General features: G+C 72.7%; 12 protein-coding genes. 8 read left to right on the top strand and 4 right to left on the bottom strand.

The window, feature by feature from the left end; all coding sequences use genetic code 11:
* Positions 1 to 200: 200 nt before the first annotated feature.
* A complete protein-coding gene (locus ACSP97_RS34025) occupies positions 201 to 941 on the top strand; it encodes a class I SAM-dependent methyltransferase (RefSeq protein WP_440555779.1) in 741 nt (246 codons plus the stop codon).
* Between the two features lie 25 nt (positions 942 to 966).
* Here ACSP97_RS34025 and ACSP97_RS34020 read toward each other — a convergent pair whose 3' ends face one another.
* Entirely contained in the window at positions 967 to 1,449 is a 483-nt protein-coding gene (locus ACSP97_RS34020; RefSeq protein ID WP_355152318.1) for a flavin reductase family protein, read from the bottom strand.
* A 251-nt stretch (positions 1,450 to 1,700) separates the two neighbouring features.
* Between ACSP97_RS34020 and ACSP97_RS34015 the strand changes: the two genes are divergently transcribed.
* Complete coding sequence (locus tag ACSP97_RS34015; RefSeq protein ID WP_440555778.1) at positions 1,701 to 4,121, top strand: polysaccharide lyase 8 family protein; 2,421 nt, start codon at positions 1,701 to 1,703, stop codon at positions 4,119 to 4,121.
* Here the strand turns inward: ACSP97_RS34015 and ACSP97_RS34010 are convergent.
* A complete protein-coding gene (locus ACSP97_RS34010; protein ID WP_355152316.1) occupies positions 4,108 to 4,950 on the bottom strand; it encodes a hypothetical protein in 843 nt (280 codons plus the stop codon). The two genes, ACSP97_RS34015 and ACSP97_RS34010, sit on opposite strands and share 14 nt — an antisense overlap.
* Before the next feature lie 130 nt (positions 4,951 to 5,080).
* Positions 5,081 to 5,536, bottom strand: coding sequence for a MarR family winged helix-turn-helix transcriptional regulator (locus tag ACSP97_RS34005; protein WP_355152315.1), 456 nt, complete (start codon positions 5,534 to 5,536; stop codon positions 5,081 to 5,083).
* A gap of 219 nt (positions 5,537 to 5,755) precedes the next feature.
* On the opposite strand from ACSP97_RS34005, the gene ACSP97_RS34000 reads away from it, so the two are divergent.
* The 3 genes from ACSP97_RS34000 (at position 5,756) to ACSP97_RS33990 (ending at position 9,010) form a co-directional block, all read left to right on the top strand.
* Positions 5,756 to 7,093 (top strand): MFS transporter, encoded by a 1,338-nt coding sequence (locus tag ACSP97_RS34000; protein WP_440555777.1) that lies wholly within the window; start codon positions 5,756 to 5,758, stop codon positions 7,091 to 7,093.
* Positions 7,090 to 7,665 carry a YbhB/YbcL family Raf kinase inhibitor-like protein gene (locus ACSP97_RS33995; RefSeq protein WP_358676718.1) on the top strand — a complete coding sequence of 192 codons (576 nt, stop codon included), beginning with the start codon at positions 7,090 to 7,092 and terminating at the stop codon, positions 7,663 to 7,665. Before ACSP97_RS34000 ends, ACSP97_RS33995 begins: the two co-directional genes overlap by 4 nt.
* A gap of 271 nt (positions 7,666 to 7,936) precedes the next feature.
* Positions 7,937 to 9,010, top strand: a complete 1,074-nt coding sequence (locus ACSP97_RS33990; protein ID WP_440558512.1) for a CaiB/BaiF CoA transferase family protein — start codon at positions 7,937 to 7,939, stop codon at positions 9,008 to 9,010.
* A 44-nt stretch (positions 9,011 to 9,054) separates the two neighbouring features.
* On the opposite strand, the gene ACSP97_RS33985 is transcribed toward ACSP97_RS33990, so the two are convergent.
* Positions 9,055 to 10,170 carry a substrate-binding domain-containing protein gene (locus ACSP97_RS33985; protein ID WP_355330647.1) on the bottom strand — a complete coding sequence of 372 codons (1,116 nt, stop codon included), beginning with the start codon at positions 10,168 to 10,170 and terminating at the stop codon, positions 9,055 to 9,057.
* A 182-nt stretch (positions 10,171 to 10,352) separates the two neighbouring features.
* Between ACSP97_RS33985 and ACSP97_RS33980 the strand changes: the two genes are divergently transcribed.
* The 3 genes from ACSP97_RS33980 (at position 10,353) to ACSP97_RS33970 (ending at position 14,654) form a co-directional block, all read left to right on the top strand.
* On the top strand, positions 10,353 to 11,105 hold the full coding sequence (locus ACSP97_RS33980; protein WP_355152309.1) for a TetR family transcriptional regulator: 753 nt from the start codon (positions 10,353 to 10,355) through the stop codon (positions 11,103 to 11,105).
* A gap of 168 nt (positions 11,106 to 11,273) precedes the next feature.
* Positions 11,274 to 11,690, top strand: coding sequence for a Zn-ribbon domain-containing OB-fold protein (locus ACSP97_RS33975; RefSeq protein WP_358302268.1), 417 nt, complete (start codon positions 11,274 to 11,276; stop codon positions 11,688 to 11,690).
* A gap of 180 nt (positions 11,691 to 11,870) precedes the next feature.
* Entirely contained in the window at positions 11,871 to 14,654 is a 2,784-nt protein-coding gene (locus ACSP97_RS33970) for a hypothetical protein (RefSeq protein WP_440555776.1), read from the top strand.
* Positions 14,655 to 14,701: the final 47 nt, after the last annotated feature.

Here is a 14,701-nt window from a genome sequence, read left to right as displayed (position 1 = left end):
GAGCCATGGCAACCGACGACAACGCCGCGAGGCGCGGCGCCAGACCCCGCGAGCCCGGCACGATCCAAACGAGAGGCCCAGGACCTCGCGGTTGGGGCAGGCCGGGCTCGCGGACCGGGTCGGGGCTGGCCGGGGGGCGGGGGCCGGTCAGTGCCCGCATCGTGTTGACCGCCCCCGGCGGACAGTGCTGGAGTCGGCACGTGGACAGCATCCCCGCCAACCGGCGGTTCTGGAACCGGCTCAGCAGCGCCTACCAGCAGGCGCACGACCCTCGCATCGGCGCCGCACCCCGGCTGTGGGGCATGTACTCCATCCCCGACGCGCGCCTGCGCGCCCTGGGCGACGTCACCGGCAAGCGCGTCCTCGAACTCGGCTGCGGCGCCGGCCAGTGGTCCAGGGCGCTCGCCGCCGAGGGCGCCACCGTGGTCGGGTTCGACCTGTCCGAGGCCCAACTCGCCGCCGCGGCGCGCGCGATGGGAGCGGCCCGCTACCCGCTGGTGCAAGGCGCCGCCGAGCAACTCCCCTTCGCCGCCGACAGCTTCGACCTGGTGTTCTGTGACTTCGGTGGGCTCAGCTGGGCACCCCCGCACCTGGCCGTCCCGCAGGCCGCACGCGTCCTGCGCCGAGACGGGCACCTGGTGTTCAACGTCGCCAGTCCATGGTTCGAAGCCTGCTACGACGAAGCCGCCGGCCGCGTGACCACGACACTGCGGCAGGACTACTTCGGGCTGCACACCATCGCCGAAGACGACGGCGCGACCAGCTATCAGCTCACCTACGGCGACTGGGTCAGGGTCCTGCGCGGCGCGGGTCTGGTCATCGACGACCTCATCGAGCCGCGGCCCGAACCCGGAACGCCCAACGGCTACAACGAGACCGACCCACCCGACTGGGCGCACCGCTGGCCTGCGGAACTGCTCTGGGTGACCCACAAACCGTAAGTTCCGCCGCGCCGTCCGGGCGGGCTCAGTCCGCGGGGTGGCCGGCCTCGATGCCGATCGCGTCGGACAGCCGCAGCAGCGGGCCGGCGTGCCCCTCCCCCCACTCCAGGGGGTCGAGGACGAAGCCGACGTGGTCGCCGCCGTCGACACGGTGCAGGATGGTGCCGACGCACCAGGCCGCGGCGTCCGCGAGGACCACGGCGCCGCCGGCCACCGGCACCAGGTCGAGCCCGGTGAACTTGTCGGTGTCATCGCCCGTCCGGCCGCCGAAGAGTTCCGCGAGGGCGCGCTGGTCGCGGGTGAGCAGATGGACGGCGAGGCACTGCGCCGCGCGGGCGACGCGGTAGGTGCGGTTGGCCTTGGACAGCCACACGGCGAGCCGGGGCGGCTGGATGGAGCACTGGGCGGCGAAGCCGACCAGGCAGCCCGCCCGCTCGCCGCCGGCCGCGGCCGTGACCACGCACATGTCGGGGTCGAGCCGCCCAAGGAAAACGTCCGCCCGCGTCATGCCGCTCCGCTCCGTCCACCGCCGCCCGGTCCCCGTACACCGATGTTCCCGCGCACGAGGGTTCCCCGCGCGCCGTCCCCCAATCGCGGGGCGATCGGTCGGCCCACCCCTCCGCTGCCCGACCGACCACCCGGCCACCGGACCGACCGGCCAGCCGGCCGGCAAGCCGCCTCCACAAACAAAACGATCAAACGATCATCTTTGCCGTTTCTATTGATCGTTCAGGAAAGCGCGTGCTAGAAAGCGCCGTCATGACGACTCCTTGGTCACGCCGTGCCTTCCTGGCCGCCTGCTCCGGCGCCGTAGCACTGGGGCTGGGCGCCGCGCCCCCGGCCCTCGCGGCACCGGACGAGTTCGCCGCCCTGCGGGCGAAGTGGCGCACCCTGACCCTCGGCGAAGGCTTCGACCCCGGCGCCGAGCCCTTCGCCTCCCGCCTGGCCGACCTGGGCCGCACGGCACGCCGGTACCTCGCCGCCATGGCTCCCACCACCGGCTCACTGTGGCCGGACCTCCCGTACGCCGACCCCGACCCGGACACCGACCAGGAATCGATCACCTACTCCGGCAACATGAGCACCAGTCACACCCGGCTGAGTACGCTCGCGCAGGCCTACGCCCAGCCGGGCACGGGCCTGACCGGCGACACCGCCCTGCGCGACGCCGTGGTCACCGGCCTCGACCACCTCCACGACGACGTCTACAACGCGGGCCAGCCCCTGTACGGCAACTGGTGGAGCTGGCAGATCGGCGCCCCGCAGGCGCTCCTCGACACATGCGTGCTGATGTACGACGCCCTGTCCGCCGAGCAGATCGCCGGATACACCGCGGCCGTGGACCACTTCGTGCCCGACTCGGCGGTGGCGGACTACACCGGCACCAGCACGGGCGCCAACCGGGTCGACCTGTGCCGGGTGCTGGCGCTGCGCGGGGTGGTCGGAGGCGACGCGGCCAAGGTGGCACTGGCCCGCGACGCCCTCTCACCCGTCTTTCCGTACGTCACCTCCGGCGACGGTCTGCACGCCGACGGTTCGTTCATCCAGCACACCTGGGTGCCGTACACCGGCTCCTACGGCTCGGTGTTCCTGGGCGGGCTCGGGATGCTGTTCGCGCTGCTGGCCGGCTCCAGCTGGGAAGTGACGGACGAGAACCGGCAGATCGTCTTCGACTCGGTCGAGAAGGCCTGGGCGCCGTTCCTGTACAACGGCCTGGTGATGGACGGCGTCGCGGGCCGGGCGATCAGCCGGGGCCTGTCGGCCACGGACCCGCAGGCGATCCAGCAGGACGACCATCTGCGCGGCCACCCCCTCCTCGCCTCCGTGCTGCTGCTCGGGCAGGGCGCGAGCGCGGCGGAGAACGCGCGCTGGCGCGGTCTGGTGAAGGGCTGGATGCGGCGCGACACCTACAGCCCGCCGCTCGCCGACCCGGTGCTGAGCCTGCCCAACCTGGCCCGGCTGGGCGGCGTCGACAAGGACCCGGCGGTGCCCGCGGTGCCGGAGCCGACCGGGCACCGGCTCTTCCCCGCCATGGCGCGGGCCACCCACCGCCGGCCCGGCTGGGCGGCCTCGCTGAGCATGGCCGGCAAGCGGATCGCCTACTACGAGTGCGGCAACGGCGAGAACCTGCGCGGCTGGCACACGGGGGCCGGAATGCTCTACTGGTGGGGCGACACGTTCGCGGGCGGCCAGTACAGCGACGCCTTCTGGCCCACCGTGGACCCGTACCGGCTGCCGGGTACCACCGTCTCCCGGCGGGTGCTGGCGAACGGCGCGGGCGGCGACTGGGGCGCGGCCAGGCCGGACGTGGACTGGGTGGGCGGCGCGACGGACGGGGAGCGGGCCGCGGTCGGGCAGCACCTCAAGGGCCTCCAGTCGACGCTGGTCGCGAAGAAGTCGTGGTTCTTCCTGGACGACACGGTGGTCTGCCTGGGCGCGGGGATCACCTGCACCGACGGCACGGCCGTGGAGACGACGGTCGAGAACCGGAACCTGGGGGCCGCGGGCGGCGCCCCGTTCACGGTGGACGGCAGGGCCGAACCGGTCGCCTACCCCTGGTCGGGCACGCTCACCGACGCCGACTGGGCGCACATCGGCGGGCACGGCGGCTATGTCTTCCCCGGCGGCGCGACGGTGCGGGCGCTGCGCGACGCCCGGGACGGCAGCTGGAGTTCCATCAACACGGGCGGCTCCCCCACCGTCCTGAACCGCGAGTACCTGACGATGTACGTCGATCACGGCACCGACCCGGTGAACGCCTCGTACGCCTATCTGCTCATGCCGGGCGCGGGCGCCGCACGGACACGAGCCCGGGCGGCACAGCGCAACTGGCTGACCGTGCTCGCCAACACCGACGACCAGCAGGGCGTCTCGGTGCGCCCGCTCGGGTTCACCGGGGTGAACTTCTGGCTCGGCGGAACGGTCGGAACGCTCACCGCGAGCGATCCGTGTTCGGTGATGATCAGCGAGAAGGACGACGGCACGGCAGTGATCGCGGTGAGCGATCCGATGCTGATGCGCACGGGTCTGACCCTGACCTGGCGGCGGCCGGTCGCCGCGGTGACCTCCGCGCCGGCCACGGTCGTCTCGGCCGCCACCGGCCGCTCCCTGACCCTCGCCTTCGGCGACCTCAGGGGCACGGCCGGGGTGAGTCAGCGGATCACCGTCAGGCTGGGCTGACCGCTCCCCGTACGAACCGGCTCAGGGACGCCGTGACCGCGCCGACGAAGGCGTCCCTGTCCGCCTCCGGCAGCGCGTCCAGCGACAGATAGGGGTTCAGGTCCTCCAGCTCGACCAGCAGCAGGGCGCCGTCCGGGGCGCGGCAGGCGTCGACGCGCTGGATGCCGTGACCGAGGTCGTTCCAGTCGACGAAGCGCCGGGCGAACTCCAGGTCCGCGGCGGTCGCCGCGTACGGCTTCAGCTCCCAACGGCGGCGCGGGTCGGGGGCGTAGAGGGCGTACTGGAAGTCGTCGTCCACGAAGTAGAAGGAGATCTCGTGGGCGAAGTCGACGTAGGGCTGTATCAGCATGTCGTCCCCGGCGAAGGCGGCGACCCGGCCGGCGGGGACGATCCGCAGGCCGAGGGAGTCCGCGCCGAGCCGGGGCTTGCAGACGTAGCGGTCGGCGGCCGGCAGCCGGTCCAGGTCCGCGGCCCGGCCGACGGTCGGGATCACGGGGAACCCGGCGTCGGTCAGGTCGAGCAGATACTGCTTGCCGGCCATGTCCGCCTTGCCGGTGAGCGGGTTGTACACCGGGGTCCCGCGCTCCAGGGCCCGCGCGCGGAAGGCGTCGTACGCCTGCTGGTGGCCGAGCACGGGCCCGCTGTTGCGCACGACCACCGCGTCGTACCCGTCCATCAGCGCCACCGCGTCCAGCGGATGGCACAGGGCCAGGTCGAAGTGGGCGCGCAGCCGGGAGGTGAGCAGGATGTCCTCGTCGCAGTAGCGGCGCCCGCGGGCCTGGTACGCCAGATCGGTGACGTAGAGAAGGCGGGGGCGGGCGTCGGGCATACGGGTCTCCTCGGGTGTGGTCGGGTGCTGGTGCCAGTAGGCGCAGAAAGGTTACGCCCGCATGATCGGCTTCGACCGGCCGGGGCTCTGCGCTCCGGCGCCGGCCGGGCGGGGTGGTACGACGACGACCTCAGGAGTCGGCGAGTCGGCGCATGATCCGGGAAGCCCGTAGGAGCGTCAGTCGCTCCTCTTCGGACAGTTGAGCAAGCTTCCCCTCCAGCCAGTCCTGGCGTACTGCCAGTGCTTCGCGAGCGACTTCGGTGCCGGACGGGGTGAGGCAGAAGAGGACGCGACGCCCGTCGTTCGGGTCCTTGTGCCGCCTCGCGTGTCCGCCGGAGACGAGCCGGTTGACGGTCTGACTCATGGAGCTCGGTGTCACGCGGGCACGCCGGCTGAGTTCGGTCAGGCTCTGCGGACCGTGCTTGAAGAGCGCGGTGAGCACGATGACGGCCGCCTCGGCCATCTCACCTTCGCCGCGTTCGGAGCGGAAGCGGCTGTAGACCCTGGCCACTGCGACCCGCAACTCGGTGCCGAGGCTCGGGGTGCCCTCGCCCGAGAGGTCTTCGGGCATTGCGTTCGCGCTCACAGCTTCTTAGTATAACGAATGAAGATGTTTCGTAGTAAGAAAGAAACCTCTTCGGTGCGTCCTTCCCGGCGCCCTGGATTCCCCCATGACCGACGAGGTCTCATGTCTCCCTCATCGCCCCTGCGCCCCGACACGTGCCGAAAACCGGCAGCATCCACCAGTAGCGGTTTCGGCCTGCGGTTCACGTTCCCACTGATGTTGGGCACGACGATGAACCCGGTGAACAGTTCCATGATCGCCACCGGTCTCGCCGGGATCGCCGCCGACTTCCACCTGGGCCCCGGCCCGGCCGCGTCCCTGGTGTCCGTGCTGTACCTGTGCAGCGCGGTCATGCAACCCACCATGGGCAAGCTCGCCGCGATCTTCGGCCCCAGGAGGGTCTTCCTCACCGGCGTGGCCATCCTCCTGGCCGGCGGCGCGATAGGCACCCTCGCACCCGGCTTCCGGATCCTGCTGCTCTCGCGCGCACTGATCGGCATCGGCTCCTCGGCCTGCTACCCCGCCGCGATGGCGCTCGTGCGCCGCCGGGCCGAGCGGCTGAAGACCGGCGTGCCCAGCACCGTACTGGGCAACTTCTCCATCGCCTCACAGATCGTGGCCGTGCTCGGCCTACCGCTCGGCGGGGTACTGGCCGGTGCCTTCGGCTGGCGCGCCCTGTTCTTCGTCAACGTGCCCCTGGCCGCCTTCGCCCTGGTCTTCGCCGCCAAGAACGTGGAGAAGGACCCGCCCGCCGAATCCGGCAGCGTCAAGGAGTCGCTCACGGCCGTCGATCCCCTCGGGATCGTCCTGTTCGCCCTGTCCGTGGTGTGCCTGCTGCAGTTCCTCAACGACCTCGATCACCCCGCCTGGCCACTGGGGGCCGTCGCGCTCGTCACGCTCGCCGCGCTCATCCGGTGGGAACGGCGCACCGCCTCACCGCTGATCGACGTCCGATCCCTCGCCCGCAATCCGGCGCTGCGCCGGACCTACGTACGCCAACTGCTGGTGGGCCTGGGGATGTACGCCTCGATGTACTCCCTCACCCAGTGGCTGGAAGGCAGCGGCGGATACTCCTCCTTCCAGACCGGCCTGATCATGCTGCCGATGTCCGTGGTCAGCATGGTCCTGGCCCGCTTCGTCTCCACCCGCGGTTGGGTGCGCCGGCCGCTGCTGACCGGGACTTTCGCGCTGGTCGCGGGCGGACTGCTCATGCTCACAGCGCACGAGGGAAGCCCCCTGGCCCTGATCCTGCTGACGACCGGCGTCCTCGGCTGCCCCAACGGCCTGTGCAACTTCGCCAACCAGACCACCCTGTTCGTCCAGACCTCCGCTGACGAAGTCGGCGTCGCCGCAGGACTGTTCCGCACCTTCGGCTACATCGGCGCGATCTTCTCCTCCAGCGTGATCTCCCTGAGCTTCGGCGACCACGTCACCGACGCCGGCTTCCACCGCATGGGCTGGATCGTCCTCGCCCTGGGAGCCCTCACCCTTCTGGCCACCCTCTTCGACCGCACCATCCCCGCCTCCGTGGCCCAGGACAACGACTCCGGCACCGCAACGGAAGGAACCCGCCGATGAAACCGCTCGCCATCCTCCTGTACCCGCTCGGCCTGCTGCTGCGCCGCAAGCGCGCCGGCACCACGCACAGCCTCCGCAACGCCCCCGAACTGGCCGCCACCCGAACCGGCACGCTCAACCTCACCTCGCCCGCCTTCGCCCACGGCGCAACGATCCCGCTGCGACACGCGACGATGGACCTCGGCCCCAACATCTCCCCGGCTCTGGCCTGGGAAGAGCCGCCCGCGGGCACCCGGCAGATGCTTCTCGTGATGGAAGACACCGACACTCCCACGGCCCGCCCGGGAAGGCACATGGTCGTCTTCTTCGCACCCGAGCCGCCCCGCCTCGCCGAGGGCGAGCTCACCGCGGACAACCGGCGGTTCACCTACCTGCCCGACCACCGGGGCCGTAGCGGCTACCAAGGCCCCCGGCCGCTTCCCGGCCACGGCACGCACCACTACCACTTCCACCTCTACGCACTGGACACGGAGGCCGACTTCTCCAGGGCGAACGACCTTGACGCCCTGCTGCCGCAGCTCGCCGGGCACGTCCTGGCATCAGGCCACCTCGAAGGCGCACTGCGCGGATAGCCGAAAACGACGCTCCACAGCAGACGAGGCTTGACGGACTTCCTTCACACGTCCAACCACCACCGCGCCCGGGAAGTCCAGGACGTGCGGCCGTCGGAGCGCGTACGGTCCGGACCGACAGGGCCGCGCCGCGCGCATTGTCGACGCGCACCACCACCGTGTACCCGCGTGGCTCCGACAGGAGGACATCGTGACCGCTTCCGTCCCGCTGCCGCTGAGCGGCGTCCTCGTCGCCGACTTCGGGCGCGTGCTGGCCGCGCCGTACGCCACCATGCTCCTGGCCGACCTGGGCGCGGACGTCGTCAAGGTCGAGCATCCGCAGACCGGCGACGACACCCGCGCCTGGGGCCCTCCGTACGCGCACGGCGAGGCCACCTACTTCCTCTCCGTCAACCGCAACAAGCGCTCCGTCGCGCTCGATCTGCGCGACGCGGACGACCGGCGTCGTGCCGGTGAACTGGCGCGCCGTGCCGATGTGTTGTTCGAGAACTTCCGGCCGGGGACGCTGGACAGGTACGGGCTCGGCTACGAGGACGTGCGGGCCCGCAACCCCGGGATCGTCTACTGCTCGATCACCGGCTTCGGCTCCGGGCCTGGGGCCGCGCTGCCCGGGTACGACCTGCTGATCCAGGCCGTGGGCGGTCTGATGAGCGTCACCGGGCCGGCGCCCGGGGAGCCGGTGAAGACCGGGGTGGCGCTGGTGGACGTGCTCACCGGGCTGCACGCGGCGGTCGGTGTGCTGGCCGCGCTGCGGCACCGGGACGCGACCGGCGAGGGGCAGCGCATCGAGGTCGATCTGCTCTCCACCCTGCTGTCGAGCCTGGTCAACCAGTCCGCCGGGTACACCCTGGCCGGCCGGGTGCCGGGCATCCTGGGCAACCGGCACCCGTCCATCGCGCCGTACGAGGTCTTCCGGGCCAAGGACCAGCCGCTGGTGATCGCCGTCGGCAACGACCGCCAGTTCGCGGCGCTCTGCCGCGGCGTCGGCGCGCCGGAACTGGCCGCCGATCCGCGCTTCGCCGGCAACGCCGACCGGGTGGGCCATGTGGACGAACTGGCGGACATACTGGGCGAGTTGCTGGCGGCCCGCACGGCGGACGAGTGGTTCGAGCACCTCACTCCGCTCGGTGTCCCCTGCGGCCCGGTCAACGATCTGGGCCAGGCGTTCGCGCTCGCCGAGCGGCTCGGTCTCTCGCCCCGGGTTCCGGTGGACGGCGGCGACGGCGACGCCCTGGACCTCGTCGCCAACCCGATCAAGCTGTCCGGCACCCCGCCCCGTTACGACCGCCGGCCGCCCCGTCTCGGCGAACACACCGGCGAGATCACCGACTGGCTGGACTCCTGAACGCCCTCGGCCGTGTGGGCACGGATCGGTCCCGGTGCCGCCGTTCAGGACGCGTCGGCGGCCGCATCCCGGGCGCCGCAGGAGGTGCGGATCCGCAACTCCGGCAGCAGGTCGAGGTGTTGGCGCGGGCCCGGGGTCTGCCGGGCGGCGCGCTCGGCGATGCGGCGCAGCAGGATGCCGGTGGCGTGTTCGCCCACGGAGCGCTTGGGCGGGGCGACGGCGGTGAGCGGCACGTCGGCGAGCGCGGCGACCTGGTCGTCGTAGCTGATGAGGGCGAGGTCGTCGGGCACGCGCACGCCGTGCGCCTGGAGGCGGGGCACGAGCACGATGGCGTCCTCGTCGCTGTGCACCAGGGCGGCGGTGACCCCGTGGGCGCGGACCGCCTCGACCAGGTAGTCCACGCTGGTGTCGTAGTCGCCGTGTGCGCGCACGGTCGGGGCGCCCTGGTGGACCTCCAGGCCGCGGGCGCGGACAGCCGCCTGGAACCCGGCGCTGATCTGCGCGGCGTGCGGGCCTTCCTGGAGGACGGCGGTGATCCGGCGGTGGCCCAGGTCGGCGAAGTGGCCGACGGCGACGGCGGCGCCGTGGGCGCGGTCGGTGCGCACCCGGTCGAGGTCGGCCGCGGGGTTGCCGGGCGGGGCGGAGCGCTCGACCAGGACGACGGGCACTCCGCATGCGGTGAGCCACTTCTCCTGGCCGTCCGCGGGGACGCCGCCGAACCAGCTGGGCGCCACCAGCAGCCCCTGGGCGCCGCCCGCGATCAGGTGTTCCGCCTGGACCGAGTCCTCGGTGTCGACGTAGCCGGACACCCCGAGCACCAGGCGGCCGCCGTGGGCGGCGACGGCCTCGCGGGCACCGGCGACGATGTCGGTGAAGATGGAGACGGTGGTCGGCACGATCATGCCGATCACCGCGCCCTCGGCACGCTCGGACAGCCGTCCGCCGGCGGCCGGGGCGGTGCCGTCGGCGTGATCGCCCGGCCAGACCACCGCGCCGTGCAGCCGCCGCAGCCGGCCCCCGGCGGCCAGGGTCTCGACGTCGCGCCGCAAGGTGACGGCGGAGACGCCGAGTTCCGCCGCCAGTTCGGCCACGCGGAGGCTGCCGCGCTCACGGACGAGTTCGAGCACCCGCTCATGGCGCTGGTCGACGTGCGGTCGCATGGGCTCCCCCTGGACGAAGATCCGAAGCGCTCACTCTACGCCCACTGCCGTATCGATCGATTCCAATCAATTCGATCGCTCCGGTGTTCGGACGTGCAGCGCGGCAGCACTCAGTTCCCTTGTTCCTTCACACTGGCTGCACTGAGTGTCAAAATTTCCGACCCGGGTGCTACGTTCCCGCCATGAGCTCCAGCAGCACGGCGCCCGCCGCCAAACCGCCGATGCGGGACGCCCTGGTCGCGGCGGCCTTCCGGCTCTTCGTGGAACGCGGCTACGAGCAGACCACGGTGGACGACATCGTTGCCCTGGCCGGGGTCGGCCGGCGTTCCTTCTTCCGGTACTTCCCCTCCAAGGAGGACGTGGTCTTCCCCGACCACGAGCGCTGCCTGGCCGACATGACCGCCTTCCTCGCCGCGAGCGGCCCGGAGCACGAGCCGGTGCGCCGAACGTGCGACGCGGCCCGGCTGGTGCTCCGGATGTACGCGGAGAACCCGGACTTCTCCGTGCAGCGTTACCGGCTCACCCGGAAGGTGCCGGGCCTGCGGGCGTACGAGCTGTCGGTGGTCTGGCGCTACGAGCGCGCGCTGGCCCGGTATCTGCGCGGCCGGTTCGCCGGGCACCCGGACGGGACGCTGCGGGCGGATGTGATCGCGGCCGCGGTGGTCGCCGCGCACAACAACGCGCTGCGCTCCTGGCTGCGTTCGGACGGACAGGGCGACGCGGGTGCCGCCGTGGACCACGCACTGGGGCACGTGCAGCGGAAGTTCGCGCGCCCGCAGGAGGCCGGTCCCACCCGGCCGTCCGCGCGGGTCACCCCGCCGAACGGCGAGCGGGCCGCCTCCCCGGCCGACGACGTGCTGGTCCTCGTCACCCGCCGCGATGCGCCGCTGTGGCGGGTGGTGCAGGAGCTGGAGGCGGTACTGGACCGCGCCTGACGGCCGCGCGGACGGATCCCGGATTCCCCTTTTCGGGGTACCGAGTGCCTTTACGAGTGACACTGAGTGCCATACTCTAGCGGGCGTGCACGGCGGCCGAGCCGTCGGCACACGCGTGCAACGGGACCTGCACGCGGGATTCCGGCCGAGCGCAGGGAGTTGACCAGGATGTTCCACCACTCAGCGAGCGCCCCGTCCATGGCGGCCGGCTCCGCGGCGGGTGTTCTCGATCCCGTCGCCGCGGCCCCCAAGGACGCCCTCCTCTTCCAGCGCTGCACCTGGTGCGGCACCGCGATGTTCCACCGGCTGCTGTGTCCGGTGTGCCGGGGCAGCGAGCTGCGCACCGAGCGCAGCGAGGGCGTCGGCACCGTCCGACACTCCACCGTCGTGCACCGCAACACCCCGGCGGCGCGCAATGTGTCGCTGATCGAGATGGCCGAGGGGTTCGTCGTGCGGGGCCGGGTCATGGGTCCGCCGGTCGGCGTCCACAGCGGCGACCGGGTCCGGCTGTCCACCGCCAAGGACCCGGTGCGCGGCGAGCCGGTCTTCCAGCTGCTGGACGAGCCGTACCGGGCCTGGACCTGACGGCCGCGCACCACCGAGCCCGCTCCCCCGCGCGGCCCGCATCCCCTCCCCGCCCGAGCCGCACATGTGATCCATCGCCGTTCTTTCACAGGCAACCCACAGCCACCGCGTTCCGTCCTCCGGGAACGAGGGGCGCCCTGGACGGCCGGGGCGCCCGAGGTCCGGGGTCGAGGAGGAACAGTGGTCCGTGCCCGGCGCATTTGGGTCGCCGCCGCCGCGTTATGCGCGGTGGCGGGAGCGTCTCCAGGGGTGGCCGCCGCCCGCAGTCAACCGCCGTCGGCCGCGGGGCCGTCGGCCTCCGTGGGCGGCGAGGCGCTGCCACCGGGCTGGCGGCTGACCGGCGGGGGCCCGGCGCCCCGACTTGAGTGGCAGGCCGACCGGCCGGTGCCGATGGGCGACGCGCGGGTGGAATTCCGGTCGGGGAACCGGCTGTTGGGGGTGCCGAAGCCCAGCACCGACGGCCGCACCTTCCGGCTGCCGCTGGACGGACGGCGACCGGCCGCGCTGCGCTCACTCGAAGTCTGGTCCGGCGGGCACCGGTTGGACGTCCGGGCGACCGGAGCGGCCCCCTCGTCGCCGGTCACGCCGCCGCCGAAGCTGCCCGCGAACGGTGTGGACCCGGGCAAGCCGGGCACGTACCGCACCAGGACCGGCGAGTACGCCCTGAAGTCGGTCCGGCTGCCCGGCTTCAAGGCGCCGGTGGAGATGCGCGCGGTGGTCGTCGCCCCCGTCGGCGCCCCGGGTGCGCGGCCGCTCGCGCTCTTCCTGCACGGCCGGCACTACACCTGCCACCGGGGCGACGAGATATCCATCGACTGGCCGTGCACGTCCGGCTACCAGCCGGTGCCGAGCCACCGCGGCTATCTGCGCGACCAGCGACTCCTCGCCTCGCAGGGCTATCTGACGGTGTCGATCTCGGCCAACGGCGTCAACGGCCAGGACGACGAGTCGGCCGAGGACGGCGGCGCCCAGGCCCGCTCCTCCCTGGTCCGGCTCCATCTGGGCCAGTGGGCGCAGTGGGCCCGGCACCCCGCGTCGGCACCCGCGATCGTCCGCGACGCGCCCCGCGCCGACCTGTCCCGCGTACTCCTCGTCGGGCACTCCCGGGGTGGCGAGGGCGTCAACCGGGCGGCCATGGACAGCCTTTACCCGCCGCCCGCCGACCAGGACGGCTACCGCGGCCCGGTGGACTGGACCATCCGCGGCATGGTGCTCATCGGCCCCACCGTCTTCGGCCAGAACCCGGTGCCCGACGTGCCCTCGGTGACGGTCCTGCCCGGCTGCGACGGGGACGTCTCCGATCTCCAGGGCGAGGTGTACGTCGACGGGACGCGGACGGTCGGCACCGGCACCGCGCTGCACAGTGCGGTGTACGTCGTCGGCGCCGACCACAACTTCTTCAACTCCGAGTGGACCCCCGGCACCTCCGCGGCGCCCTCCGAGGACGACTTCTACGACGACCCGGACCGGCCCGACCCGGTGTGCGGCGCGCACGCCGCGACCCGGCTCACCGCCGACCAGCAGCACCGGGCCGGAGCCACGTACATCGCGGCCGCCGCACGGCTGTTCCTGGCCGGGGACGACCGGGTCCGGCCGCTGCTGGACGGCTCCGGCAAGCGGGCGCCGTCCGCCGACCCGGCGCGGGTCCTCAGCCACGCCGTGGGGGCGCGCCGCAACGGCGGGTTGCTGCCGGACGGCAAGGTGTCGGTGACCGGTGGCCGGCTGTGCGACGCCGTCGACCCGAGCCCGGCCAAGGCATGTCTGGGCGAGGACGCCAAGGGGTACTCGCCGCACTTCGCGCAGTGGGTCACCGGCCGGGAGACCGGCCGGCGCGCGGTCGCGCTGCGCTGGACGCACGAGGGCGCCCGCACCCGGCTGGCCCCCGGACGGCCGCTGTCGCTGTCCGGCGCCAAGGAGCTGGCGCTGCGGCTGTTCGTGCCGCCCGACTCCCGTGGCACGCGACTGGACGTGACCCTCACCGACACCAGCGGCCACCGGGCGACGCTGGGCCGGATCCGGGCCGACGGACTGCCCGGCAGCGAGCGGACCGCCTCCTACTGGGCCCGCGAGATCCGCGTACCGCTGACGGCGGCCGCCCGCGCGGGTCTCGACCTGGGGGCCGTCAAGTCCATGGAACTGACCTCGCGTTCGACGTCCGGCCGGGCCTGGCTGATGGACGCCTGGGGCTGGCGCCCGGGAACGCCCGAGGCCCGCGCGGCGGCCCTGCCCCGCGTGGACGTCGGCCGTGAAACGGTCGACGAGGGCGACTCGGGCGTGCGCACCTACCACGTCCCGGTGCGGGTGACGGGCCAGGGCAGCGGTCAGGTCCGGGTCTACGTCCTGGACCCGGCCACCGGTCGCGCCAAGGACCGGCTGGTCACCGTGCACCCGGGCGGCCATGACATCGACGTACCGGTCGAGGTGAAGGGCGACACCCGCTACGGCCCGGACCGGTCGTACGACGTCCTGGTCAAGGCGGTGCACGGCGCGGTCGTCGGCTCCTACCAGGGCGGGATCACCGTGCACGACGACGATCCCGCCCCCACCATGACCGTCACCCCGCTCGCCGACCGGGTCACGGAGGGCCGGTCGCTGCGATGGCGGCTCTCCCTGTCCGAGCCGGTCGACGTGGACATGGGCGCCGTCTTCGGCGTCGCCCCGCCCGCCTCCGGCGCCGAACTCTCCACCAAGGACGTCTCGGCCGCCTGGCTGCGCGACACCACCGGCCAGTCTCCCGACCCTCAGCGCCCGCTGTCCCAGGTGAACGGCCTCTACCTCTGGGTGGACGTCCCGCCGGGCCGAACCAGCACGGACATCACCCTGCCCACCGTCAAGGACAAGGTCGCGGAACCGGCGGAGTCGGTGACCTTCCGCCGGCTCGACGACATGACCGGCGAGCCGCTGCCCGGCGGCCTGGGCTTCTCCGGGACAGTCCTGGACGGACCCGCGGGGCTCCGGCCGTAGTACGGAACCGTCAACCCGCCGGGCGGGGCACCGGGTTCGCGCTCGTG

This window comes from Streptomyces sp. SCPE 10 (genome assembly GCF_051980735.1).
Classification (GTDB): Bacteria; Actinomycetota; Actinomycetes; order Streptomycetales; family Streptomycetaceae; genus Streptomyces; species Streptomyces misionensis.
Note: the sequence above shows the minus strand (reverse complement) of the source record. Positions and strands in the feature narration are given on the sequence as shown.